The sequence below is a fragment of the Serratia sp. 22278 genome (assembly GCF_052045405.1).
GTDB lineage: Bacteria > Pseudomonadota > Gammaproteobacteria > Enterobacterales > Enterobacteriaceae > Serratia > Serratia marcescens.
In genome coordinates this window covers 247,275-272,326 of the sequence record NZ_JBQEOW010000006.1, presented here as the reverse complement: position 1 = coordinate 272,326, position 25,052 = coordinate 247,275, and the positions used below count along the sequence as shown (strand labels likewise).

The following is a 25,052-nucleotide window of genomic DNA, read 5'->3' as shown; positions in this document are numbered from 1 at the left end:
TGATTACTCCTGCTTTACGCCGTATTGCTTGCCGACGGCTGCCGCCATCAACGCTTCCTGGGTGGCCTGTTCAATCGGGAACTCGCCGCTGAGATGCCCTTCGTGCATCACCAGAATGCGATCGCTCATGCCCATCACCTCCGGCATTTCCGAAGACACCAGAATGATGCTCAGCCCTTCCTGTTTGAACTGGTTGATTAACTGATAGATCTCTTTTTTGGCGCCGACGTCGACGCCGCGCGTCGGCTCATCGAGGATCAGCACCTTCGGCCGAGTCATCAGGCCGCGGGCGATCGCCACTTTCTGCTGATTGCCGCCGGAAAGCAGACCGATCGGTTGCTCCATCGACGGCGTTTTGATATTGAACAGGCGGATGAAGTCCCCCACCGCCTGCCGCTCGTCGGCCTGCTTCAGGCTGCCGTCGGCGCGGCTGAAGTAGCGCAGCGCGGTCAGCGACATGTTTTCCTTCACCGACATGCCCAGCACCAGGCCGTCGCGCTTGCGGTCTTCCGAGATATAGACGATGCCGTTCGCCAACCCATCCTGCGGCGAATGGGTGACCACCTCGCGGCCGTCCAGGCTGACGGTGCCGGCCTTGCGCGGGGCGGCGCCATACAGGATCTTCATCAATTCGGTGCGCCCGGCGCCCATCAGCCCGGCCACGCCGAGGATCTCGCCGCGATACAGCGTAAAGCTGACGTCTTCAACGCCGGGGCCGGAAAGGTGGCTGACGTCCAGCCGCTTTTCCCCGCGCGGCAAATCAAGGCGCGGGTATTGTTCTTCCAGCTTGCGGCCGACCATCATCTCAATCAGCGAATCTTCCTGCAGCTCGCTCACCGGCCGCTCGGCGATAAACTGCCCATCGCGAAACACGGTCACGTCGTCGCAGATTTCAAAAATCTCTTTCAGGCGGTGCGAGATATACACGATGCCGCGCCCTTCGGCCTTCAGCTCGTTGATCACCTTGAACAGCGAGGCGGTTTCGGTATCGGTCAGCGCATCGGTCGGTTCGTCCATGATGATCACTTTCGATTCGAAGCTCAGCACCTTGGCGATCTCCACCATCTGCTGATCGCCAATCGACAGCTCGCCCACCAGTCGGTGGCTGCTGTAGCGCAGGTTGAGGCGCGCCAGCAAGCGATCGGCCTCGGCGTACATGCGCTTCCAGTCAATGCGGCCGAAACGGTTGACGAACTCGCGGCCGAGGAAGATGTTTTCCGCAATCGTCAGTTGCGGGATCAGGTTCAGCTCCTGATGGATAATGCCGATGCCCGCTTCCTGCGAATCCTTGGGCCCGTTGAATACCACCTCTTTACCGAGAAAATACTGACTGCCGGCGTCTTTCTGGTAGATGCCGGTCAACACTTTCATCATGGTGGACTTCCCGGCGCCGTTTTCCCCCACCAGCGCCATCACCTTGCCGGGATAGACGCTGAGGGCGGCGCCAGAAAGCGCCTTCACGCCGGGAAAGGCTTTATCAATCCCTTTCAGTTGCAGTAAAGGTTGCATACGCGCCTCAGAAAGTTACGCCGGCGCACAGGATCACGTTCGCGTAAGGCGAACACTCCCCGCTGCGAATCACCGCCCGGCTGTGCTCGGTTTGCGCTTTAAACGCCTGATGGCTGATATAGCGCACGCTGATGGTGTTACCCTGGCGTTGGCCCAGTGCGGTCAGTTCCGCCAGCAGCGCCTCGTGGAGCGACGGATTCTGTTTCACGATCTCTTCCGCCAGGATGGCGCTTTCTACCTGCATCTCTTGCGTGACCGCCGCGAACACCTGCATGAAGGTCGGCACGCCCTGCGTCAGCGCCAGATCGATGCGCTGCGTTTCCGCCGGTATCGGCAGGCCCGCGTCGCACAGAGTGAGCTGGTCGGTATGCCCCAGCCGGGCAATCACGGCAGACACGTCGGAATTCAGTAATACGCCTTTTTTCATCTTCTCACTCCGCTAGCGAAACGTTTCGCTCTTTGGGGGAGTTTAAAAAAACGGCAGGGGAAGGCAACCAGGACAATGCAGAAGTGTGATCGTTATCGAAACGTTTCGTTCGCACACGGACAAAGCGCAAACAAAAGGGGCTCAGCCATGCTGAGCCCCTGTCAGGCGGATTAGATCTCGACCTGCGTGCCGAGTTCGATGACCCGGTTCGGCGGAATTTCGAACTGATCCGGCGCGCGCAGCGCATTGCGGCTCAGAGCGACGAACAGTTTGCCGCGCAGGTAGAGGTACCATGGCCGCTTGGTGAGGATCAGCGATTCATGGGACATGAAGAACGACGTCTCCGACATGCGGCACGGCAACCCTTCCAGCCCGCAGCGGTGGAACACTTCCTCCACGTTCGGCGTTTCGCGCCAGCCGTAGCTGGCCACCACCCGCCAGAAGGTCGGCGACAGCTGCTCGATGGTCACCCGACGCACGTTGTGCACGTAAGGCGCATCCTCGGTGCGCAGCGTCAGCAGCACCACGCGCTCATGCAGCACCTTATTGTGTTTCAGGTTATGCAACAGCGCAAAAGGAATGACGTTGGTGGCGCGCGACAAGAAGACCGCGGTGCCCGGCACCCGTACCGGCGGCGATTTCTCCAGCGAGGCGATCATCGCCTCCAGCGAGTTGCCGTGCTCATGCAGGCGGCGCAGCAGGCGGAAACGCTCGCTCTTCCAGGTAGTCATAATGATGAACATCACCAGCGCCAAGGTCAGCGGCAGCCAGCCGCCGGAGAACAGCTTCAGGGCGTTGGCGGAGAACATCGGCACGTCGATGATCAGCAAGATGGTTACGATGCCGATCGCCAGGAAGCGGTTCCAATGCCAGTTATTAATCGCCACCGAAGTGACCAGAATGCTGGTCAGCACCATGGTGCCGGTAACGGCGATGCCGTACGCCGCCGCCAGGTTGCTGGAGTGTTCGAAGCCGATGATCACCAGCACCACCGAGATATACAGCGTCCAGTTGATCACCGGAATGTAGATCTGGCCGGATTCCATTTCCGAGGTGTGAATGATGCGCATCGGCGACAGGTAACCCAGACGCACCGCCTGGCGGGTCAGCGAGAAGACGCCGGAAATCACCGCCTGCGAGGCGATAACCGTCGCCAGGGTCGCCAGAATCAGCAGCGGGATCAGCGCCCAGTCGGGCGCCAACAGGAAGAACGGGTTTTTGATCGCCTCAGGGTTTTTTAGCAGCAGCGCGCCCTGGCCGAAGTAGTTGAGCACCAGCGAAGGCAGCACCACGGTGAACCAGGCCAGGCGAATAGGGAACTTGCCGAAGTGCCCCATATCGGCATACAGCGCCTCGACGCCGGTGATGGACAGCACCACTGCCCCCAGCGCGAAGAACGACACCTTCTTATATTCCATGAAGAAGTTGAGCGCCCATTTGGGGTTCAGCGCCTGCAGCACTTCCGGGTTCGAAATGATGCTGCGCGCGCCCAGCACCGCCAACACGATGAACCACAGCAGCATTACCGGGGCGAACAGCTTGCCGACGCTGCCGGTGCCGTGCTTTTGGATAACGAACAGCAGCGTCAGCACCAGAATGGAGAGCGGCACGATATAGGCGTCAAGCGCAGGCGCGGCGATTTCCAACCCCTCTATCGCCGACATCACCGAGATCGCCGGGGTGATCACCACCTCGCCATAGAAGAAGCTGCCGCCGATCAGGCCCAGTATCACCAACACCGCAGTGGTGCGCGCCGAGGTATTGCGCCCGGCCAGCGACATCAGCGTCAGAATGCCGCCCTCGCCGGCGTTGTCCGCGCGCATCACGTAGGTGAGATATTTGAGGGAAACGATCACGATCAGCATCCAGAAAATCAGCGACAGGAAGCCGAAAACCACGTCTGGACGAACATCGAAGCCGTAATGGCCGGAGAAACACTCTCTCAACGTATAGAGAGGGCTGGTGCCGATATCACCGTAGACCACGCCGATGGCAGCCAAGGTTACCGCCGATAAGGACTGCTTATGCTCTGCGCTCATAATTCGTTTCTTTATCAGAACATCCGTTAGCGATGCATCCGCATCAGGCAAAATACGGGCTCAAAGATCCGTCACGCCCACCAGAAAGCCGCACAGTATGCACCATTTATACCGCTTGCCTACCCTTATATCAGAGCCGAAAAATAAACAAAATGTGAACCGAATATCCGGCTTAACTTAGAAAAATATTACTAATCAACAGGCTATACCACTAAAAATAATGGTGGTTTATCATCGGATTATCGACCAAGATTGGCTAACTCTCGGACAATGCGACAATTATATGACGCCATCATCCCTTCTGGCAGAACGAATTTCCCGCCTCAGCAACGCGCTGGAGAGCGGTCTTTATGAGCGGCAAGAGGCAATCCGTCTGTGCCTGCTGGCGGCGCTGAGCGGCGAAAGCGTATTCCTGCTCGGCCCGCCCGGCATCGCCAAGAGCCTGATCGCGCGCCGGCTGAAGTTTGCCTTCCGCAACGCCCGCTCCTTTGAATACCTGATGACGCGTTTTTCCACGCCGGAGGAGGTCTTCGGCCCGCTCTCGATTCAGGCGCTGAAAGATGAGGGGCGCTATCAGCGTCTGACCGCCGGCTATCTGCCGGAAGCGGAGATCGTGTTTCTGGACGAGATCTGGAAGGCCGGCCCGGCGATCCTTAACACCCTGCTGACGGCGATCAACGAACGCCGTTTTCGCAACGGCAACAGCGAAGAACCGATCCCGCTGCGCCTGCTGGTCACCGCCTCCAACGAACTGCCCGAAGCGGACAACAGCCTCGAAGCCTTATATGACCGCATGCTGATCCGTCTGTGGCTGGACAAGGTGCAGGATAAACAGAATTTCCGCTCGCTGCTGGTCAACCGCCAGAGCGAAAGCCAAAACCCGGTGCCGGCAGCGCTGAGCATCAGCGACGAAGAGTTTCTGCAGTGGCAACCGCAGATCGACAAAGTTGCGCTGCCGGAAGCCTGTTTTGAGCTGATCTTCCAGCTGCGCCAGCGGCTGGATGCGCTGGAGCAGGCGCCTTACGTCTCCGATCGGCGCTGGAAAAAAGCCCTGCGCCTGCTGCAAGCCTGCGCCTTCTTCAGCGGGCGCGACGCCATCGCCCCGCTCGACCTGATGCTATTGAAAGACTGCCTGTGGCACGATCTCACCTCGCTGAAGCTGCTGCAACAGCAGATCGATCAGTTGCTGACCGAGTCGGCCTATCAGCAACAATCGATGCTGATCCAGTTGCAACAGATCCACACCCGCTGGCTGCAGGACCAGCAACAGCAAAGCGATCGGCAGGCCATCAGCCTGGTGAAAAAGGGCGGCATGTTCAGCCGTAAACCGCAATACGCGCCGGCCACGCCGTTCCCCGGCGGCCCCCTCACCCTGCTGCTGCAAAAACCGCTGCAGCTGCATGACATTCAGGTCAATCATCTGAGCATCGAAAGCAGCGCGCTGGACAACTGGCTGCAAAAAGGCGGTGACGTGCGCGCCAAGCTAAATGGCATCGGCTTCGCGCAGCCGATCGATTTGGACGTGGACGATCAACTGCACCTCACGGTGTTGGACGTCAGCCGCCAGCCGTCATTGCTGGCGCTGCCGGGCAAACAGGCCACCGCCACGCCGCAAGCGCTGCTGGATGAAATGGACGGATTGGCCCAGCGCCTGGCGGAGCAACGCCGCGCCTTCAGCCAACATCAGCCCTGTCTGTTCACGCCCGCCGCCGGCCTGGCCAAGATCGAAGCCAGTCTGCTGCAGGTCGCGGAACAGGTTAAACAACAACTGCAGCAAATGCGCGGCCAGTAACCATGCTCAGTCTGGAGACGCTCGATCTGCTGCTGGCGATCACCGAAGGCGAGATGATCGAGGAGATGATCGTCGGCATGCTGGCGGCGCCGCAGCTGTCGGTATTCTTTAAAAAGTTTCCGGCCCTTCGCCGGGCGCTGGATCGCGATCTGCCGCGTTGGAAGCTGCAGCTTAAGGAACGTCTGCAGGAGGCGATGGTGCCGCCGGCGCTGGCGCAGGAATTTTACCGCTACCAACAGTGCCAGTTGGAGAACAACACCCAGTTTTATCACAACCTCAACGACACGATGGAACTGCTGCGCCAGCTGGTCTCACCGTTTTATGAACAGGCGCGCGCGCTGGTGGACGCCGCCGATCTGCCCAATCACCCGCTTGACGACAGCTTTCAAACCCTGTTTCTGCAGCGCTGGCGCATCAGCCTGACGCTGCAGGCCACCATGCTGCACCACCAGTTGCTGGAACAAGAGCGCGAGCAGCTGATGGCGGAGCTGCAGGAGCGCCTGGCGCTGAGCGGCGCGCTGGAGCCGCTGCTGTCGGAAAATGACACCGCCGCCGGCAGGCTGTGGGACATGAGCAAAGGCCAGCTGCAGCGTGGCGATTACCAGCGGCTGGTGGAGTACGGCAACTTTTTGCAGCAGCAGCCGGAGCTGAAAAAGCTGGCGCAACAGCTGGGCCGCAGCTATCAGGCCAAGGCGGTGCAGCAACAGGACGCGCAGCCGGAGCCGTTCAGGGTCATGGTGCAGGTGCCGGCCACGCTGCCGGAAGAAGTGAGCGGCATTCATCAGAGCGACGACATCCTGCGCCTGCTGCCGCCGGAGCTGGCGACGCTGGGGATAGAAGAGCTGGAATTCGAGTTCTACCGCCGCCTGTTGGAAAAGCGGCTGCTGAGCTACCGTCTGCAAGGCGACGTCTGGCAGGAACAGATCCTGATCCGCCAGGTCACTCACCAGCAGCAGGATCAACAGCCGCGCGGGCCGTTTATCGTCTGCGTGGACACATCCGGATCGATGGGCGGTTTTAACGAACAGTGCGCCAAGGCCTTCTGTCTGGCGCTGCTGCGCATTGCGCTGGCGGACAACCGCCGCTGCTATATCATGCTGTTCGCCAACCAGATCGTGCATTACGAACTCACCGCCGCCAGCGGCATCGAACAAGCGGTGCGCTTTCTCGGCCAGCAGTTTCGCGGCGGCACCGATCTGGCGGCCTGCCTGAACGCCACCGTCACCAAAATGGCGGAGAGCGGCTGGTTCGACGCCGATGCGGTGATCATTTCCGATTTTATCGCCCAGCGATTGCCGGAGGAGGTAATAAAGAAGGTGAAACAGCAGCAACAAAGCCACCAGCAACGTTTCCACGCGGTGGCGATGTCCGCTTACGGCAAACCCGGCATCATGCGCATCTTCGATCATATCTGGCGCTTTGATACCGGGTTGAAAAGCCGTTTGATGCGCCGCTGGCGGCGCTAGGCGGTTAGAGCAGGCCTTCGACCGCGCCGCGCACTTCCGGCGACCACACACCGCACTGCACCTGGCCGATATGCGACAGCTGCAACAGTAGCATCACCAAACGCGACTGACCGATGCCGCCGCCGATGGTCTGCGGCATATCGCCGCGCAGCAGCGACTGGTGCCATTCCAGCTTCATGCGCTCTTCGTCGCCGGTCAGCGCCAGCTGATGTTTCAGCGCCGCGGCGTCGACGCGAATGCCCATGGAAGACAGCTCGAAAGCGTCCTGCAGCACCGGGTTCCACACCACGATATCGCCGTTCAGGCCCGCCAGTCCATCCGCCGTCGGCGTAGTCCAGTCATCATAATCCGGCGCACGCACATCGTGCGATTTGCCGTGCGACAGCTTGCCACCGATGCCGATCAGGAACACCGCGCCCAATTCTTTGGCAATCGCTCGCTCACGCCCTTTGGCGTCCAGATCCGGATAGCGCTGCAGCAGGGTTTCGCTGTGCACGAAGTGGATCTGTTCCGGCAGGAATGGGGTCAGGCCATGCTCACGGCTGACTTCCGCCTCCGTCGCCTTGATCGCAGCGTAAATGCTGCGCACGGTGTTTTTCAGGTAGTCCAGGCTGCGCTCACCGTCGCCCATCACCCGCTCCCAGTCCCACTGATCGACGTACACCGAGTGGATTGGCGTCAGACGGTCTTCATCCGGGCGCAGCGCCTTCATATGGGTATACAGGCCTTCGCCGGCACCGAAATCGTAGCTGCCCAGGGTTTTGCGTTTCCATTTCGCCAGCGAATGCACCACTTCGAAGGTGGCGTCCGGCAAGGTTTTGACTTTGACCTGCACCGCTTTCTCGCTGCCGGAAAGGTTATCCTGCGTGCCGTCGCCCAGGCGGCTAAGGATCGGGGCCTGCACTTCGATCAGACCGAGCTGTTGCTCCAGCTGGCGGGAGAAGAAGGATTTGACCTGGCTGATTTGTTGTTGTTTTTGGATAAACTGTTTTTTCATTGCCGTATCTCTTGTAAACCTGTCTCTGTTGCCATCGATTAAGCAACAAAATGACACGACTATTCAATATCCATTAATCAATATTGCCTTTTCACTTTTAATCGTTCATTTTTACCCGGACAGAATTCAACAATCGTTAATTAATGGGGGATTAAATGGCGGAAATTTATCAGATCGATAATCTCGATCGCGGCATTCTCAACGCCCTGATGGACAATGCGCGCACACCGTACGCCGAACTGGCGAAAAACTTCGCCGTCAGCCCAGGCACTATTCATGTGCGGGTGGAGAAGATGAAGCAGGCCGGGATCATCACCGGCGCGCGCATCGACGTCAGCCCCAAACAGCTGGGCTACGACGTGTGCTGCTTTATCGGCATCATCTTAAAGAGCGCCAAGGATTACCCTTCGGCGCTGAAGAAGCTGGAAAGCCTGGAAGAAGTGGTGGAAGCCTATTACACCACCGGCCACTACAGCGTCTTTATTAAGGTAATGTGCCGATCGATCGACGCGTTGCAACAGGTACTTATCAACAAGATCCAGACCATCGACGAGATCCAGTCTACCGAAACGCTGATCTCGCTGCAGAACCCCATTATGCGCACCATCGTGCCGTAACCCGCCAAATTGCATACCCACATTATCCACAGGTAGATCCCAGCCGATTCACAGCGTACAATGCAGCCACTTTGAGTGAGAAGGTTGGGATCGTTGGTTCATGGCAGACATTACTCTGATCAGTGGCAGTACGCTTGGCAGCGCCGAATACGTGGCTGAACATTTGGCTGAAAAGCTGGAAGACGCGGGTTTCTCTACCGAGATGCTGCACGGCCCTGAACTGGATGAACTGCCGTTGACCGGCCGCTGGCTGGTGGTCTCTTCCACGCACGGCGCCGGCGAACTGCCGGATAACCTTCAACCGCTGCTGGAACAGATCGCTGAGCAGCAGCCGGATCTTTCCGAGGTGCAGTTCGGCGCCGTCGGTTTGGGCAGTTCGGAATACGACACCTTCTGCGGCGCGATCAAACAGATCGACGATCTGTTGATCGCCAGAGGCGCTAAAAGGATCGGCGATCGTCTCGAGATCGACGTGACCGAGCATGAAATTCCCGAGGATCCGGCCGAGGAATGGGTAAAAAACTGGATTAATTTACTCTAATTCGTCTAAAGATCGCGCGAACGATTGTGGATAACTAAGCTTAAAAGCAGGGTAAAAGCCGTAGTTATCCCAATAAAAACCGTAGAGCGCTTTTTGTCCTGTGCATAACAAGCCTTTTAGATCCCAGCTTATCTGCGTCGGGATCACCGATCATTCACAGCAAACGATCCTCCTTAATCTGCTGATCTTCATCGTGAATAGTCACTTATCCACAGAGGATCGCGATCCTAATAAGAGATCTAATAAAGAGATCTTTAAATAAAAAAGATCTTCTTTTAATTACCGACGATCCGGACCACTTGGTCGATCGTCTAAACTTGAGTAGAATCCCCGACCCCAGGGCAAATACGATCGTTCGCAATACGGCGAGGTGCAGTTCCATGTTTTATCCAGATCAATTTGACGTCATCATCATCGGTGGTGGCCATGCAGGTACCGAGGCCGCCATGGCCGCGGCGCGCATGGGACGTCAGACTTTATTATTGACACACAATATCGATACGCTGGGACAGATGTCCTGTAACCCGGCGATTGGCGGTATTGGTAAAGGGCATCTGGTTAAGGAAATTGATGCGCTCGGCGGCTTGATGGCGACGGCGATCGACCATGCCGGCATCCAGTTTAGGATACTAAACGCCAGCAAAGGCCCTGCCGTTCGCGCTACTCGCGCTCAGGCGGATCGCGTCTTGTATCGCCAGGCGATCCGTACCGCGTTGGAGAACCAGCCCAACCTGATGATCTTCCAACAGCCGGTTGAGGATCTGATCGTCGAAAACGATCGCGTAGTCGGCGCCGTCACCCAAATGGGCCTGAAATTCCGCGCCAAGGCGGTGGTATTGACCGTAGGCACCTTCCTGGACGGCAAGATCCATATCGGCTTGGAGAATTACAGCGGCGGCCGCGCCGGGGATCCTCCTTCGATCTCACTGTCGCAGCGTTTGCGTGAACTGCCGCTGCGCGTTAACCGCTTGAAAACCGGTACGCCGCCGCGCATCGACGCCCGCACTATCGATTTCAGCGTACTGGCGCCGCAACACGGTGATACGCCGGTGCCGGTATTCTCTTTCTTGGGCGATGCCAGCCAGCACCCGGAACAAATGGCGTGCTACATCACCCACACCAATGAAAAAACCCATGACGTGATCCGCAATAACCTCGATCGCAGCCCGATGTATGCCGGGATCATCGAAGGGATCGGCCCACGTTACTGCCCGTCGATCGAAGACAAGGTCATGCGTTTTGCCGATCGCAACGCGCACCAGATCTTCCTTGAGCCGGAAGGGCTGACCAGCAACGAGATTTACCCTAACGGGATTTCCACCAGCTTGCCTTTCGATGTGCAGATGCAGATCGTCCGTTCGATGGAAGGAATGCAGAACGCGCGTATTATTCGCCCTGGTTATGCCATCGAGTACGATTTCTTCGATCCGCGCGATCTGAAACCTACGCTGGAAAGCAAATTCATTCAGGGCCTGTTCTTCGCCGGCCAGATCAACGGCACCACCGGGTATGAAGAAGCCGCCGCGCAGGGCTTGCTGGCCGGTCTGAATGCCGGGCGTTTCGCCGATGAACAAGAGGGCTGGGCGCCACGTCGCGATCAGGCCTACCTCGGCGTGCTGGTGGACGATCTCAGCACCCTTGGTACCAAAGAGCCGTACCGCATGTTTACCTCTCGCGCCGAGTATCGTCTGATGCTGCGCGAAGACAACGCCGATCTCCGCCTGACGGAAAAAGGCCGCGAGCTGGGCCTGGTGGACGACGTGCGTTGGGCGCGTTACAGCGAGAAGCTGGAGCGAATCGAACGCGAACGTCAGCGCCTGCGCGACATCTGGATGCATCCGCACGCCGAGAACGTCGAACAGGTCAATGTGCTGCTGAAAGCGCCGCTGTCGCGTGAAGCGAACGGCGAAGAACTGCTGCGTCGCCCGGAGATGGATTACGCGCAGTTGACCGGCACCGACGCCTTCGCGCCGCCGCTGGACGACGTCCAAGCCGCCGAGCAGGTCGAGATCCAGGTCAAATACGAAGGCTACATCGCTCGCCAACAGGAAGAGATCGAAAAACAGCAGCGCAACGAGAATACCGTGCTGCCGCTGGATCTTGACTACCGTCAGGTTTCGGGACTGTCGAACGAAGTGATCGCCAAGCTGAACGATCACAAACCGAACTCCATCGGCCAGGCTTCGCGCATCTCCGGCATTACGCCAGCGGCGATCTCGATTTTGCTGATTTGGCTGAAAAAGCAGGGACTGCTGCGCCGCAGCGCATAAATCCCGCATCCAGGCGGCCGTTTGCTCAACCCGTAGCCAAACGGCCGCTGACATCACTTGCGCCCTGAATTATCATAGTCGCCTCATTGCGCCAGCTAACCATCCGCTGGTCGTTCCGCGCCTGCCAGAGGATCCGTTGTGCAAAAAAAATTAGACTCGCTGCTCGCGGCAGCAGGCATTGAGCTGCCCGATCAGCAGAAACAGCAGCTGCTGGGCTATGTCGGCATGCTGGATAAGTGGAACAAGGCTTATAACCTCACGTCGGTGCGCGATCCGCAACAAATGCTGGTGCGCCACATCCTCGACAGCATTGTGGTCAATCCGCATCTGCAGGGCTCGCGTTTTATCGATGTCGGCACCGGCCCCGGTTTACCGGGCATTCCGCTGGCGATCGTGCGCCCGGACGCGCATTTCACGCTGCTCGACAGCCTGGGCAAGCGCGTGCGTTTTCTGCGTCAGGTGCAGCATGAGCTGGGCCTGAACAATATCGAGCCGGTGCAGAGCCGCGTCGAAGCGTTTCCGGCCGAGCCGCCGTTCGATGGCGTGATCAGCCGGGCATTCGCTTCGCTGCAGGATATGCTGTCCTGGTGCCATCACCTGCCGGCGAAAGGGCAGGGGCGTTTTTACGCGTTGAAAGGCGTGCGTCCGGATGAAGAACTGACGCAGCTGCCGGCTGGCGTTAGCCTGGAGTCCATCGTGCGGCTGCAGGTGCCTGAACTGGAAGGCGAACGTCATCTGGTGATTCTTAAGGCAAACTGAGTTTGCTTTTGATCAAACAAGCGTGAATTAAAGGTCGTACCAAGCAGAAAGGTAAGCAGGCTAATTAGTTGGTCGCTTTTTTTAGTTAATTTACTTTCTATTAACACAAAAAACGCGGCTAATTAGCGACAATAGAGTAATTGCATTTGGAAATAGTCACGTTAGCAATCATGTGCGAAAGATTGGCGTTTGCTGCTAATGTTAATTGGCTGTTGGAATATTGCCCCGCTGCTTGTCAATAAAAGGTTTTCATCGGGTATACGGATTGTTTTTGAACAGTTAACTGGTAATGTTTTGATTTATATAATTTTTTGATCGCTCAAATTGCTAAAGACGGTTTGGTTGACCATCGGCTATAAATCAGGAAGGGACATTACTGTGATCGGCTTCGCGTTTCTAAACGCAACGCTGGAATAATCAGACAATTAAATGCGCCCTATTATTCCGACCGTTTTCTTGTGAAAATAGGCTGGAATAGGGAAATTTAAATAATTGTTCACCTTTTCGCTACTTATCGATTGAATTCGTTGGTATGCCCCGTATAATTTGCTCGTTTTTTGCTGCTTGACTCAGGACAGCAAAAACAGTTGTATACGTCACTCAGCATACCCCCTCTGGGGTACGGAGAGAACAAACGTCATGTCTGTGTCCCTTTACAGCGGGAAAGTCGCACGCAAACTGCTGTTTTTGCAGTTAATGACTTTTGTTCTGATCAGCGTTGCTTTCTGGCTGAAAAGCCCGGAATGGAGCGCTTCGGCGCTGGCAGGCGGTCTCGCCGCCTGGTTGCCGAGTGCAATGTTTATGCTGTTTGCCTTGCGCCATCAGGCGCAAACGCCGGCGCCCGGTAGGGTTGCCTGGTCGTTCGCCATCGGCGAGGGGCTAAAGGTCGTGATCACCATCGTTTTGCTGATCGTGGCGCTGGGGGTGTTCAAGGCGGAGTTTATACCGCTTGGCCTGACCTATTTAGCGGTGTTAGTGGTGCAGATAGTGGCACCGGCCGTGATTAACAGTTACCGAACTTAACTAAATAAGGGTAAGAGGCATCATGTCTGCAGGAGAAGTCTTGACTCCACAGGAGTATATCGGTCACCACCTGACGCAGCTTCAGGTCGGGACTGGGTTCTGGTCGATCAACATCGACTCGATGTTTTTCTCCGTCGTCCTCGGGGCGCTTTTCCTGGTGATCTTCCGCAAAGTGGCCAAAAACGCCACCAGCGGCGTGCCGGGTAAACTGCAAACCGCCGTGGAGCTGGTGGTCGGTTTCGTCGACAGCAGCGTGCGCGACATGTACCACGGCAAGAGCAAGGTGATTGCGCCGCTGGCGCTGACCGTGTTCGTCTGGGTGTTCCTGATGAACTTGATGGACCTGCTGCCCATCGACTTCCTGCCTTACGTTGGCGAACACATCCTCGGCCTGCCTGCGCTGCGCGTCGTGCCTACCGCCGATGTGAACGTCACGCTGTCGATGGCGCTGGGCGTGTTTATCCTGATTCTGTTCTATAGCATCAAAATGAAAGGCGTTGGCGGGTTTGTTAAAGAGTTGACCATGCAGCCGTTCAACCACCCTGTATTCATTCCTATCAACCTGATTCTTGAAGGTGTCAGCCTGCTGTCCAAACCTGTTTCACTGGGTCTGCGACTGTTCGGCAACATGTATGCGGGTGAGTTGATCTTCATCCTGATTGCCGGCCTGTTGCCGTGGTGGTCACAGTGGGTCCTGAGCTTGCCTTGGGCTATCTTCCACATCCTGATCATTACGCTTCAAGCCTTTATTTTCATGGTTCTGACGATCGTCTATCTGTCGATGGCGTCTGAAGAGCACTGATTTTCTTAAAACACTTGCACTTTTAAACTGAAACAAACTGGAGACTGTCATGGAAAACCTGAGTATGGATCTGCTGTACATGGCTGCCGCTGTGATGATGGGTTTAGCGGCAATCGGTGCTGCGATCGGTATCGGCATCCTGGGTGGTAAATTCTTGGAAGGCGCTGCTCGTCAGCCTGACCTGATTCCTCTGCTGCGTACACAGTTCTTTATCGTTATGGGTCTGGTCGACGCCATCCCGATGATCGCTGTAGGTCTGGGTCTGTACGTGATGTTCGCCGTCGCGTAAGTAGAGCAACCCTCTACGACGTAACCAAACTATTAACTTTTAAAGAGGCATTGTGCTGTGAATCTTAACGCAACAATCCTCGGCCAGGCCATCGCGTTCGTTCTGTTTGTCTGGTTCTGCATGAAGTACGTATGGCCGCCGATCATGGCTGCCATCGAGAAACGTCAGAAAGAAATCGCTGACGGCCTCGCTTCTGCAGAGCGTGCCAAAAAAGATCTGGACTTAGCGCAAGCCAATGCGACCGACCAGCTGAAAACTGCCAAAGCAGAAGCTCAGGTGATCATCGAGCAAGCGAACAAACGCAAAGCTCAGATCATGGATGAAGCGAAAGCCGAAGCCGAGCAGGAACGTAACAAAATCGTGGCGCAGGCTCAGGCTGAGATCGAAGCCGAACGTAAGCGCGCTCGTGAAGAGTTGCGTAAGCAAGTCGCGATGCTGGCAATTGCCGGCGCCGAGAAGATCATCGAACGTTCCGTGGATGAAGCTGCTAACAGCGACATCGTTGATAAACTGGTCGCTGAACTGTAAGGAGGGAGGGGCTGATGTCTGAATTTGTAACTGTAGCTCGCCCCTACGCCAAAGCAGCTTTTGACTTTGCCGTTGAGCACCAAAGCGTAGAGCGCTGGCAGGACATGCTGGCGTTTGCGGCTGAAGTCACTCGCAATGAACAGATTTCTGAACTGCTGTCTGGCGCGGTTGCGCCAGAAACGCTGTCCAAGACGTTCATCGCGGTTTGTGGCGATCGGCTCGACGAACATGGCCAGAACTTTATCCGTGTAATGGCCGAAAATGGACGTTTACTGGTTCTTCCTGCCGTGCTGCAGCAGTTCATCGAACTGCGCGCCTCGCTGGAATCCACCGTCGAAGTCGAAGTGCTCTCTGCGAGCGCGCTGAACGACGAACAGCAGGCGAAAATCGCCGCTGCGATGGAAAAACGTCTGTCACGCAAAGTTAAGCTGAATTGCAAAATTGACAAGTCTGTACTGGCCGGCATCGTTGTTCGCGCCGGCGATATGGTGATTGATGGCAGCGTTCGCGGTCGTCTTGAACGCCTGACAGACGTCTTGCAGTCTTAAGGGGACTGGAGCATGCAACTGAATTCCACCGAAATCAGCGAACTGATCAAGCAGCGCATTGCTCAGTTCAATGTAGTGAGCGAAGCTCACAATGAAGGTACTATCGTTTCCGTCAGCGACGGGATCATCCGCGTACACGGCCTGGCCGAAGTTATGCAGGGCGAAATGATCGCGCTGCCTGGCAACCGTTACGCAATCGCATTGAACCTGGAGCGCGACTCCGTCGGTGCCGTGGTCATGGGGCCGTACGCGGATCTGGCCGAAGGCATGAAGGTTAAATGCACCGGCCGTATCCTGGAAGTTCCAGTCGGTCGTGGTCTGCTGGGCCGCGTAGTTAACACCCTGGGCGCGCCAATCGACGGCAAAGGCCCGATTGAGAACGACGGCTTCTCTCCGGTAGAAGCTATCGCGCCAGGCGTTATCGAGCGTCAGTCCGTTGATCAGCCGGTTCAGACTGGCTACAAATCCGTTGACGCCATGATTCCAATCGGCCGTGGCCAGCGTGAGCTGGTGATCGGTGACCGTCAGACCGGTAAAACCGCGCTGGCGATCGATGCGATCATCAACCAACGCGACTCCGGCATCAAATGCGTTTACGTGGCTATCGGCCAGAAAGCGTCCACCATCGCTAACGTGGTGCGCAAACTGGAAGAGCACGGCGCACTGGCCAACACCATCGTGGTGGTGGCGACCGCTTCCGAATCCGCCGCACTGCAATACCTGGCGCCATACGCCGGTTGCGCAATGGGCGAATACTTCCGTGACCGCGGTGAAGACGCGCTGATCGTGTACGATGACCTGTCCAAACAGGCCGTTGCTTACCGCCAGATTTCCCTGCTGCTTCGTCGTCCGCCAGGTCGTGAAGCTTACCCAGGCGACGTATTCTACCTGCACTCCCGCTTGCTGGAGCGCGCAGCGCGCGTCAACGCCGAATACGTTGAAGCCTTCACCAAAGGTGAAGTTAAAGGCCAAACCGGTTCACTGACCGCTCTGCCGATCATTGAAACCCAGGCGGGTGACGTTTCCGCGTTCGTTCCGACCAACGTAATCTCGATTACCGATGGTCAGATCTTCCTGGAATCCAACCTGTTCAACTCCGGTATTCGTCCGGCAGTTAACCCGGGTATCTCCGTATCCCGTGTTGGTGGCGCCGCGCAGACCAAGATCATGAAGAAACTGTCCGGCGGTATCCGTACCGCGCTGGCGCAGTATCGTGAATTGGCTGCGTTCTCCCAGTTCGCCTCCGATCTGGACGACGCGACCCGCAAACAGCTGAGCCACGGTCAGAAAGTGACCGAACTGCTGAAACAGAAACAGTATGCGCCGATGTCGGTTGCACAACAGTCTCTGGTGCTGTTTGCCGCAGAACGCGGTTACCTGAACGACGTCGAAGTCGCCAAAGTGGTGAGCTTCGAAGCCGCGCTGGTAGCCTATGCGGATCGCGAGCACGCCGAACTGCTGAACCACATCAACCAAACTGGCAACTTCAATGATGAGATCGAGGGCAAGTTGAAAGACGTCCTCGAGACCTTCAAGAAAACCCAGTCCTGGTAACGCCGAACGGTCCTGCTGTTGAAAGACAGCAGGCCGTCTGGCACTGAGGAGAAGCAGAGATGGCCGGCGCAAAAGAGATACGTAGTAAGATCGCTAGCGTGCAAAACACGCAAAAGATCACTAAAGCGATGGAAATGGTCGCCGCCTCCAAAATGCGTAAATCGCAGGATCGCATGGCGGCCAGCCGTCCTTATGCAGAGACCATGCGCAAAGTGATTGGTCACCTTGCGTTAGGGAATCTGGAGTACAAGCACCCGTACCTGGATGAGCGTGACGTTAAGCGCGTCGGGTATCTGGTGGTGTCTACTGACCGTGGTCTCTGCGGCGGCTTGAACATCAACCTGTTCAAAAAGCTGCTGGCGGAGATGAAAGCCTGGTCCGAAAAAGGCGTCGAAACCGACTTGGCGCTGATTGGCTCTAAAGCGGCCTCTTTCTTTGGTTCCGTGGGCGGCAACGTGGTTGCCCAGGTGACCGGCATGGGGGACAAACCTTCCCTGTCGGATCTGATCGGGCCGGTGAAAGTGATGCTGCAGGCCTACGACGAAGGTCGTTTGGACAAGCTGTACATTGTCAGCAACAAATTTGTTAATACGATGTCCCAAGAGCCGCAAGTGCTTCAGCTGCTGCCGTTACCGCCAGCCGATGACGAAGAGCTGAAGAAAACGCCTTGGGATTACCTGTATGAACCCGATCCAAAAGTGCTGCTTGATACCTTGCTGCGCCGCTATGTGGAGTCGCAGGTTTATCAGGGCGTCGTGGAAAACCTGGCCAGCGAGCAGGCCGCACGAATGGTCGCGATGAAAGCCGCAACCGATAACGGCGGTAGCCTGATCAAAGAGCTGCAGTTGGTATACAACAAGGCGCGTCAGGCCAGCATCACTCAGGAACTCACCGAGATCGTTTCGGGAGCCTCCGCGGTTTAAGCTAGGTTTACGAATTACGTAGAGGATTCAAGATGGCTACTGGAAAGATTATCCAGGTAATCGGCGCCGTGGTGGACGTCGAGTTCCCTCAGGATGCCGTACCGAAAGTGTACGACGCCCTTGAGGTAGAAAACGGCACCGAAAAACTGGTGTTGGAAGTTCAGCAACAGCTGGGCGGTGGCGTGGTTCGCTGTATCGCAATGGGGACCTCCGACGGTCTGCGTCGCGGTCTGAAAGTGAACAACCTGGACCACCCGATTGAAGTGCCGGTGGGTAAAGCTACCCTGGGTCGTATCATGAACGTATTGGGTCAACCGATCGACATGAAAGGCGACATCGGCGAAGAAGAGCGTTGGGCGATTCACCGCGCGGCGCCAAGCTACGAAGAGCTGTCCAGCTCTCAGGAACTGCTGGAAACCGGTATCAAGGTAATGGACCTGATTTGTCCGTTCGCCAAGGGCGGTAAAGTCGGTCTGTTCGGCGGTGCGGGCGTAGGTAAAACCGTAAACATGATGGAGCTGATCCGTAACATCGCGATCGAGCACTCCGGTTATTCCGTGTTTGCGGGCGTGGGCGAGCGTACTCGTGAGGGTAACGACTTCTACCACGAAATGACCGACTCCAACGTTCTGGACAAAGTATCCCTGGTTTACGGCCAGATGAACGAGCCACCAGGTAACCGTCTGCGCGTTGCGCTGACCGGTCTGACCATGGCGGAGAAATTCCGTGACGAAGGCCGTGACGTTCTGCTGTTCGTTGACAACATCTACCGTTACACCCTGGCCGGTACCGAAGTGTCCGCACTTCTGGGCCGTATGCCATCCGCGGTAGGTTATCAGCCAACGCTGGCGGAAGAGATGGGCGTTCTGCAAGAACGTATCACCTCGACCAAGACCGGTTCCATCACTTCCGTACAGGCCGTTTACGTTCCTGCGGATGACTTGACTGACCCGTCTCCAGCCACCACCTTTGCGCACTTGGACGCAACCGTGGTACTGAGCCGTAACATCGCTTCTCTGGGTATCTACCCGGCCGTTGACCCGCTGGATTCCACCAGCCGTCAGCTGGATCCGCTGGTCGTTGGCCAGGAGCACTACGACGTAGCGCGTGGCGTGCAGTCCATTCTGCAACGCTACCAGGAACTGAAAGATATCATCGCGATCCTGGGTATGGACGAGCTGTCTGAAGAAGACAAGCTGGTCGTATCCCGTGCGCGTAAGATCCAACGCTTCCTGTCTCAGCCGTTCTTCGTGGCAGAAGTCTTCACCGGTTCTCCGGGCAAGTTCGTATCGCTGAAAGACACCATCCGTGGTTTCAAAGGCATTATGGACGGCGACTATGACCACCTGCCGGAGCAGGCGTTCTACATGGTTGGCACCATTGAAGAAGCAGTGGAAAAAGCCAAGAAACTGTAACGCCTTGAGAGGAGGGTGATATGGCTATGACTTACCATCTGGATGTAGTCAGCGCGGAAAAACAGATGTTTTCCGGCCTGGTGCAGAAGATCCAGGTGACAGGCAGCGAAGGTGAACTGGGGATCTTCCCTGGCCATGCGCCGCTGCTGACTGCCATCAAGCCTGGCATGGTGCGTATTGTTAAGCAGCACGGTGAAGAAGAGTTCATCTACCTGTCCGGCGGCATCCTCGAGGTGCAGCCGAGCGTGGTTACCGTGCTGGCGGACACTGCTATCCGTGGTACTGACCTCGACGAAGCGAGAGCGTTGGAAGCTAAGCGTAAAGCTGAAGAACACATTCGCAGCTCTCATGGCGATGTCGACTATGCTCAGGCATCCGCTGAACTGGCGAAAGCGATCGCAAAACTGCGCGTTATCGAGCTCACCAGAAAAGCGATGTAATGTTTGGGTGCTCTGCACCCAACTTTAAGAAAGCGGCCCATAGGGTCGCTTTTTTTTTACTTTAAAATAAGCATTTCGGCCCGGCTGGCGGAGTGGTGTATAACCCCTGATATCGGGCAAGAAACGTCGCCGAACGCCGACAGTTTTTTTGCCCTGGAGCTGAATTGGGCATGGTGGTGACAGACCACGCGCCGCGCGGCCTGCGCCGGGTTCGTGATGAGAAATATGTAGTAATATCGTCGCTAAACGGTTTTACTTTCGTCTATCAAAATGGAGTTATCAGGTTGCTTATGTCGAACAGCGCAATGAGCGTAGTTATCCTCGCCGCAGGCAAGGGTACGCGCATGTATTCCGATCTTCCCAAAGTGTTGCACCCGTTGGCCGGCAAGCCGATGGTGCAACACGTCATTGATGCCGCGATGAAGCTGGGTGCGCAACATGTTCACCTGGTATACGGCCACGGCGGCGATTTGCTGAAAAGCACGTTGACTGACGGCGCGCTGAACTGGGTGCTGCAGGCCGAGCAACTGGGTACCGGTCACGCAATGCAGCAGGCCGCGCTGCATTTTGCCGATGATGAAGACGTGCTGATGCTGTACGGCGACGTGCCGCTGATCTCCGTCGATACGCTGCAACGCCTGTTGGCGGCTAAACCGCAGGGCGGCATCGGCCTGCTGACGGTCAAGCTGGACGATCCGAGCGGCTATGGCCGCATCGTGCGTGAGAACGGCGACGTGGTGGGCATCGTCGAGCATAAAGACGCCAGTGAAGCGCAGCGGCAGATCAACGAGATCAATACCGGCATCCTGGTGGCGAACGGGCGCGATCTGAAACGCTGGCTGGGAATGTTGAATAACGACAACGCACAGGGCGAGTTTTACATCACCGATATCATTGCGTTGGCCCATGCCGACGGCAAGAAAATCGAAGCCGTGCACCCGTCGCGTTTAAGTGAAGTTGAAGGTGTGAACAACCGTCTGCAGTTGGCGACTCTGGAGCGCGTATTCCAGTCGGAACAGTCTGAAAAGCTGCTGTTGGCCGGCGTGATGCTGCTGGATCCGGCGCGTTTCGATCTGCGCGGGGAACTTGTTCACGGCCGTGACATCACTATTGATGCGAATGTGATTATCGAAGGTCACGTCAAGCTGGGCGATCGGGTGAGAATCGGCGCCGGCTGCGTGCTGAAAAACTGCGTGATCGGTGATGACTGCGAGATCAGCCCTTACAGCGTGCTGGAAGACAGCGTGCTGGAAGCAGACTGCACGGTGGGGCCGTTCGCCCGCTTGCGCCCAGGCGCGGAGCTGGCGGCAGGGGCTCACGTCGGCAACTTCGTGGAAATGAAAAAGGCGCGCCTGGGCAAAGGCTCCAAGGCCGGTCACCTCAGCTACCTGGGCGATGCTGAAATCGGCGATGACGTGAATATCGGCGCCGGCACCATCACCTGCAACTACGATGGCGCCAACAAGCACAAGACGCTGATCGGCGACGGCGTGTTCGTCGGTTCCGATACTCAGCTGGTGGCGCCGGTGTCGGTCGGCAAAGGCTCCACCATCGCCGCCGGCACCACGGTGACGCGCGATATCGCCGAGAACGAACTGGTGTTGAGCCGCGTCAAGCAGGTGCACATTCAGGGCTGGCAACGTCCGGTGAAGAAGAAGTCATAGTGTGTTTTGCGTTGGGCTCCGTTCACGAGCCCAATACAAAACATAATAATCCCCACCATCTACAGGCTCGGGGGCGCACGGTAAAAACCGGCAAAAATCAGGTCAAGGCATCGAAAGCGCCCATGAAGGGCGTTCATTAGGAATATAACTGAATGTGTGGAATTGTAGGCGCAGTAGCGCAACGTGATATCGCAGAAATCCTGTTGGAAGGTTTACGTCGTCTCGAGTACCGCGGTTATGACTCCGCCGGTCTGGCGGTGGTCGATGAAAAAGGCAACGTCAGTCGCCTGCGTCGCGTTGGCAAGGTACAAAAGCTGGCCGAAGCGGCGGAACAAACCGATCTGCACGGCGGTACCGGCATCGCTCACACCCGTTGGGCTACGCACGGTGAACCGACCGAAGCGAACGCGCACCCGCATGTTTCCGACTACATTACCGTGGTGCATAACGGCATCATCGAAAACCACGAGCCGCTGCGCGAACTGCTGATTGAACGCGGTTACCGTTTCAGCTCTGAAACCGATACCGAAGTGATTGCGCACCTGGTGCACTGGGAACAACTGCAAGGCGGTACGCTGCTGGAAGTGGTTCAGCGCGTGATCCCGCAGCTGCGCGGCGCTTATGGCACCGTGGTGATGGACAGCCGCGATCCGAGCGTGCTGGTCGCGGCGCGTTCCGGTAGCCCGCTGGTTATCGGCCGCGGCGTTGGGGAAAACTTTATCGCTTCCGATCAGCTGGCGCTGCTACCGGTCACCCGCCGCTTCATCTTCCTGGAAGAAGGCGACGTGGTGGAAGTGACTCGCCGCACCGTCAACATTTTCGACAAACAGGGCAACGCCATCGAGCGCCCTGAGATCGAGTCCCAGGTGCAGTATGACGCCGGCGACAAGGGCGCTTACCGCCACTACATGCAAAAAGAGATTTACGAACAGCCGCTGGCGCTGAAAAACACCCTGGAAGGGCGTTTCAGTCATGGCCAAATCAACCTGAGTGAGCTGGGGCCGCACGCCGACGAGCTGCTCGCCAAGGTGCAGCACGTGCAGATTATCGCCTGTGGCACTTCTTACCACTCCGGTATGGTGGCGCGTTACTGGTTCGAAGCGCTGGCCGGCGTGCCGTGCGATGTCGAGATCGCGTCCGAATTCCGTTACCGCAAATCGGCGGTGCGTCCGGGCAGCCTGATCATCACTCTGTCGCAGTCCGGCGAAACCGCCGACACTCTGGCGGCGCTGCGCCTGTCCAAAGAACTGGGTTATCTCGGTTCGCTGGCCGTTTGTAACGTTGCCGGCTCTTCGCTGGTGCGTGAATCCGATCTGGCGTTGATGACCAAAGCGGGCACGGAAATCGGCGTAGCCTCGACCAAAGCCTTCACCACGCAGCTCACCGTGCTGTTGATGCTGGTGGCGCGCCTGGGCCGTCTGAAAGGCATGGCGGAAAGCGTGGAGCACGAGATCGTGCATGGTCTGCAGGCGTTGCCGGCGCGTATCGAGCAGATGCTGTCGATGGATAAAGAGATCGAAGCGCTGGCGGAAGGCTTCTCCGACAAGCACCATGCGCTGTTCCTCGGCCGTGGCGATCAGTATCCGATCGCCATGGAAGGGGCGCTGAAGCTGAAAGAGATCTCCTATATTCACGCCGAAGCTTATGCGGCGGGCGAGTTGAAACACGGCCCGCTGGCGCTGATCGACGCCGATATGCCGGTGATTGTGGTGGCGCCGAACAACGAACTGCTGGAAAAGCTGAAGTCCAACATTGAAGAAGTGCGCGCGCGCGGCGGCCAGCTGTACGTGTTCGCCGATCAGGACGCCGGCTTCGTCAGCAGCGAAGGCATGACCATCATTCCTCTGCCGCACGTCGAGGAAATCGTCGCGCCGATCTTCTACACCGTGCCGTTGCAGCTGCTGTCTTACCATGTGGCGCTGATCAAAGGCACCGACGTTGACCAGCCGCGCAACCTGGCGAAGTCTGTCACCGTAGAGTAATTTGCCGCAGGTAAACTGCAAAAGCCGGCCTTAGCGCCGGCTTTTTTCATGAGTGACCTTAAAGATGACAGCGCTGCCGTTTCGGTGATAAACGTTGTCATATTCAAGCGGATAGGCCGCGCCAAGCCGGTTTTTTATTGCTTGGGAAATGTGCTGTTTCACGGCTAACCTTCTGATTTAAATACAAACAAACACTCATTAAATGCACTGTAATATAACTGTCATATTGCGTACATTTTTCTGTCACCAAACTGTCCTATTTTCCCTCCTGCAGCAATACTTACTCTGATTAAAACGACTCGAAGTCGATTTTAAGTATCCCATTAGGAGGGATTATGAAACTGATGCGTACCACCGTCGCCAGTATTGTGGCAGCGACCTTCTCCCTGACCGCCGTGTCCGCGTTCGCTGCTGCCAGCCTGACCGGTGCAGGTGCGACATTCCCCGCTCCGGTTTACGCCAAGTGGGCAGATTCTTATCAGAAAGAAACCGGCAACAAAGTTAACTATCAGGGCATCGGCTCCTCTGGCGGCGTAAAGCAAATCGTGGCCAACACCGTTGACTTTGGCGCTTCCGACGCCCCGCTGTCTGACGACAAGCTGGCGGCCGACGGCCTGTTCCAGTTCCCGACCGTGATCGGCGGCGTGGTGCTGGCGGTGAATATCCCGGGCATCAAATCCGGCGAACTGACGCTGGACGGCAAAACCCTGGGCGATATCTACCTGGGCAACGTCAAAAAATGGAACGATCCGGCTATCACCAAGCTGAACCCAGGCGTGAAACTGCCTGACCAAAACATCGCCGTAGTGCGCCGCGCCGACGGTTCCGGCACTTCGTTCGTGTTCACCAGCTACCTGTCCAAAGCCAATGCGCAGTGGAAAGAAAAGATTGGCGCCGGTTCTACCGTTAACTGGCCGACCGGTCTGGGCGGTAAAGGCAACGACGGCATCGCCGCCTTCGTTCAGCGTCTGCCAGGCTCTATCGGCTACGTAGAATACGCTTACGCCAAGCAGAACAACCTGGCTTACACCAAGCTGGTGTCCGCTGACGGCAAACCGGTCAGCCCGACCGAAGAGAGCTTCAGCAACGCCGCCAAAGGTGCAGATTGGAGCAAAACCTTTGCTCAGGATCTGACTGACCAGAAAGGCGACAACGTGTGGCCAATCACCTCCACCACCTTCATCCTGGTGCACAAAGAGCAGAAAAACCCTGTTCAGGGCGCCGAAGTGCTGAAGTTCTTCGACTGGGCCTACAAAACCGGTGCAAAACAAGCTAACGAGCTGGATTACGCCACCCTGCCGGCAGAAGTGGTTGAGCAGGTGCGTGCGGCCTGGAAAACCAACGTAAAAGACAGTTCAGGTAAAGCGCTGTACTAACAACGCAGGGGCGCGGGTTCGCCGCGCCCCACACAGTTCTTCAGGCTCCGATCCCGGTTGGGGCTGCCAGGGTTCAAACAGAGAGTAATCT

The 25,052-nt window shown here is 57.0% G+C and carries 22 protein-coding genes; 18 read left to right on the top strand and 4 right to left on the bottom strand.

From position 1 onward, the window contains the following. Window positions 1–3: 3 nt before the first annotated feature. The 3 genes from rbsA to kup form a co-directional block, all read right to left on the bottom strand. The gene (rbsA, locus tag ACTJJ6_RS14180; RefSeq protein WP_016929626.1) at window positions 4–1,509 is read right to left on the bottom strand and encodes a ribose ABC transporter ATP-binding protein RbsA; all 1,506 of its coding nucleotides are present in this window, start codon (window positions 1,507–1,509) and stop codon (window positions 4–6) included. Between the two features lie 7 nt (window positions 1,510–1,516). Further along, a complete protein-coding gene (gene rbsD, locus ACTJJ6_RS14175; protein WP_016929625.1) occupies window positions 1,517–1,936 on the bottom strand; it encodes a D-ribose pyranase in 420 nt (139 codons plus the stop codon). A gap of 170 nt (window positions 1,937–2,106) precedes the next feature. Beyond that, window positions 2,107–3,975, bottom strand: coding sequence for a low affinity potassium transporter Kup (gene kup, locus ACTJJ6_RS14170; RefSeq protein WP_015379467.1), 1,869 nt, complete (start codon window positions 3,973–3,975; stop codon window positions 2,107–2,109). 283 nt (window positions 3,976–4,258) lie between these two features. Here kup and ravA point away from each other — a divergent pair, with 283 nt between their 5' ends. Further along, window positions 4,259–5,767, top strand: a complete 1,509-nt coding sequence (ravA, locus tag ACTJJ6_RS14165) for an ATPase RavA (protein WP_152903354.1) — start codon at window positions 4,259–4,261, stop codon at window positions 5,765–5,767. Between the two features lie 2 nt (window positions 5,768–5,769). Next, complete coding sequence (gene viaA, locus ACTJJ6_RS14160; protein WP_004933781.1) at window positions 5,770–7,233, top strand: ATPase RavA stimulator ViaA; 1,464 nt, start codon at window positions 5,770–5,772, stop codon at window positions 7,231–7,233. Window positions 7,234–7,237: 4 nt separating this feature from the next. Here viaA and asnA read toward each other — a convergent pair whose 3' ends face one another. Continuing rightward, a complete protein-coding gene (gene asnA, locus ACTJJ6_RS14155; RefSeq protein WP_016929623.1) occupies window positions 7,238–8,230 on the bottom strand; it encodes an aspartate--ammonia ligase in 993 nt (330 codons plus the stop codon). A 155-nt stretch (window positions 8,231–8,385) separates the two neighbouring features. On the opposite strand from asnA, the gene asnC reads away from it, so the two are divergent. The 16 genes from asnC (at window position 8,386) to pstS (ending at window position 24,961) form a co-directional block, all read left to right on the top strand. Next, window positions 8,386–8,847 (top strand): transcriptional regulator AsnC, encoded by a 462-nt coding sequence (gene asnC, locus ACTJJ6_RS14150; RefSeq protein WP_004933786.1) that lies wholly within the window; start codon window positions 8,386–8,388, stop codon window positions 8,845–8,847. A 100-nt stretch (window positions 8,848–8,947) separates the two neighbouring features. Further along, window positions 8,948–9,388 carry an FMN-binding protein MioC gene (gene mioC / locus ACTJJ6_RS14145; protein WP_016929621.1) on the top strand — a complete coding sequence of 147 codons (441 nt, stop codon included), beginning with the start codon at window positions 8,948–8,950 and terminating at the stop codon, window positions 9,386–9,388. A 380-nt stretch (window positions 9,389–9,768) separates the two neighbouring features. Next, window positions 9,769–11,658, top strand: coding sequence for a tRNA uridine-5-carboxymethylaminomethyl(34) synthesis enzyme MnmG (gene mnmG, locus ACTJJ6_RS14140; protein WP_033639108.1), 1,890 nt, complete (start codon window positions 9,769–9,771; stop codon window positions 11,656–11,658). A 138-nt stretch (window positions 11,659–11,796) separates the two neighbouring features. After that, window positions 11,797–12,417, top strand: a complete 621-nt coding sequence (gene rsmG, locus ACTJJ6_RS14135; protein ID WP_015379471.1) for a 16S rRNA (guanine(527)-N(7))-methyltransferase RsmG — start codon at window positions 11,797–11,799, stop codon at window positions 12,415–12,417. Between the two features lie 639 nt (window positions 12,418–13,056). Continuing rightward, window positions 13,057–13,440, top strand: a complete 384-nt coding sequence (atpI, locus tag ACTJJ6_RS14130; RefSeq protein WP_004933796.1) for a F0F1 ATP synthase subunit I — start codon at window positions 13,057–13,059, stop codon at window positions 13,438–13,440. 22 nt (window positions 13,441–13,462) lie between these two features. Then, on the top strand, window positions 13,463–14,242 hold the full coding sequence (gene atpB, locus ACTJJ6_RS14125) for a F0F1 ATP synthase subunit A (RefSeq protein ID WP_015376132.1): 780 nt from the start codon (window positions 13,463–13,465) through the stop codon (window positions 14,240–14,242). Between the two features lie 49 nt (window positions 14,243–14,291). Then, complete coding sequence (gene atpE, locus ACTJJ6_RS14120; RefSeq protein ID WP_004093904.1) at window positions 14,292–14,531, top strand: F0F1 ATP synthase subunit C; 240 nt, start codon at window positions 14,292–14,294, stop codon at window positions 14,529–14,531. 57 nt (window positions 14,532–14,588) lie between these two features. Further along, on the top strand, window positions 14,589–15,059 hold the full coding sequence (gene atpF, locus ACTJJ6_RS14115; protein WP_004933804.1) for a F0F1 ATP synthase subunit B: 471 nt from the start codon (window positions 14,589–14,591) through the stop codon (window positions 15,057–15,059). Between the two features lie 14 nt (window positions 15,060–15,073). After that, window positions 15,074–15,607, top strand: a complete 534-nt coding sequence (gene atpH, locus ACTJJ6_RS14110; RefSeq protein WP_015376133.1) for a F0F1 ATP synthase subunit delta — start codon at window positions 15,074–15,076, stop codon at window positions 15,605–15,607. A 12-nt stretch (window positions 15,608–15,619) separates the two neighbouring features. Then, window positions 15,620–17,161 (top strand): F0F1 ATP synthase subunit alpha, encoded by a 1,542-nt coding sequence (gene atpA, locus ACTJJ6_RS14105; protein WP_016929618.1) that lies wholly within the window; start codon window positions 15,620–15,622, stop codon window positions 17,159–17,161. 59 nt (window positions 17,162–17,220) lie between these two features. Then, complete coding sequence (gene atpG, locus ACTJJ6_RS14100; RefSeq protein WP_004933811.1) at window positions 17,221–18,084, top strand: F0F1 ATP synthase subunit gamma; 864 nt, start codon at window positions 17,221–17,223, stop codon at window positions 18,082–18,084. Window positions 18,085–18,116: 32 nt separating this feature from the next. Then, the gene (atpD, locus tag ACTJJ6_RS14095) at window positions 18,117–19,499 is read left to right on the top strand and encodes a F0F1 ATP synthase subunit beta (protein WP_004933813.1); all 1,383 of its coding nucleotides are present in this window, start codon (window positions 18,117–18,119) and stop codon (window positions 19,497–19,499) included. A 20-nt stretch (window positions 19,500–19,519) separates the two neighbouring features. Continuing rightward, complete coding sequence (locus ACTJJ6_RS14090) at window positions 19,520–19,939, top strand: F0F1 ATP synthase subunit epsilon (protein WP_004933814.1); 420 nt, start codon at window positions 19,520–19,522, stop codon at window positions 19,937–19,939. A 290-nt stretch (window positions 19,940–20,229) separates the two neighbouring features. Beyond that, window positions 20,230–21,603 (top strand): bifunctional UDP-N-acetylglucosamine diphosphorylase/glucosamine-1-phosphate N-acetyltransferase GlmU, encoded by a 1,374-nt coding sequence (gene glmU, locus ACTJJ6_RS14085; RefSeq protein ID WP_440804230.1) that lies wholly within the window; start codon window positions 20,230–20,232, stop codon window positions 21,601–21,603. A gap of 152 nt (window positions 21,604–21,755) precedes the next feature. Further along, window positions 21,756–23,585, top strand: a complete 1,830-nt coding sequence (glmS, locus tag ACTJJ6_RS14080) for a glutamine--fructose-6-phosphate transaminase (isomerizing) (RefSeq protein ID WP_028128067.1) — start codon at window positions 21,756–21,758, stop codon at window positions 23,583–23,585. A 335-nt stretch (window positions 23,586–23,920) separates the two neighbouring features. Continuing rightward, window positions 23,921–24,961 (top strand): phosphate ABC transporter substrate-binding protein PstS, encoded by a 1,041-nt coding sequence (pstS, locus tag ACTJJ6_RS14075; protein ID WP_079450353.1) that lies wholly within the window; start codon window positions 23,921–23,923, stop codon window positions 24,959–24,961. Window positions 24,962–25,052: the final 91 nt, after the last annotated feature.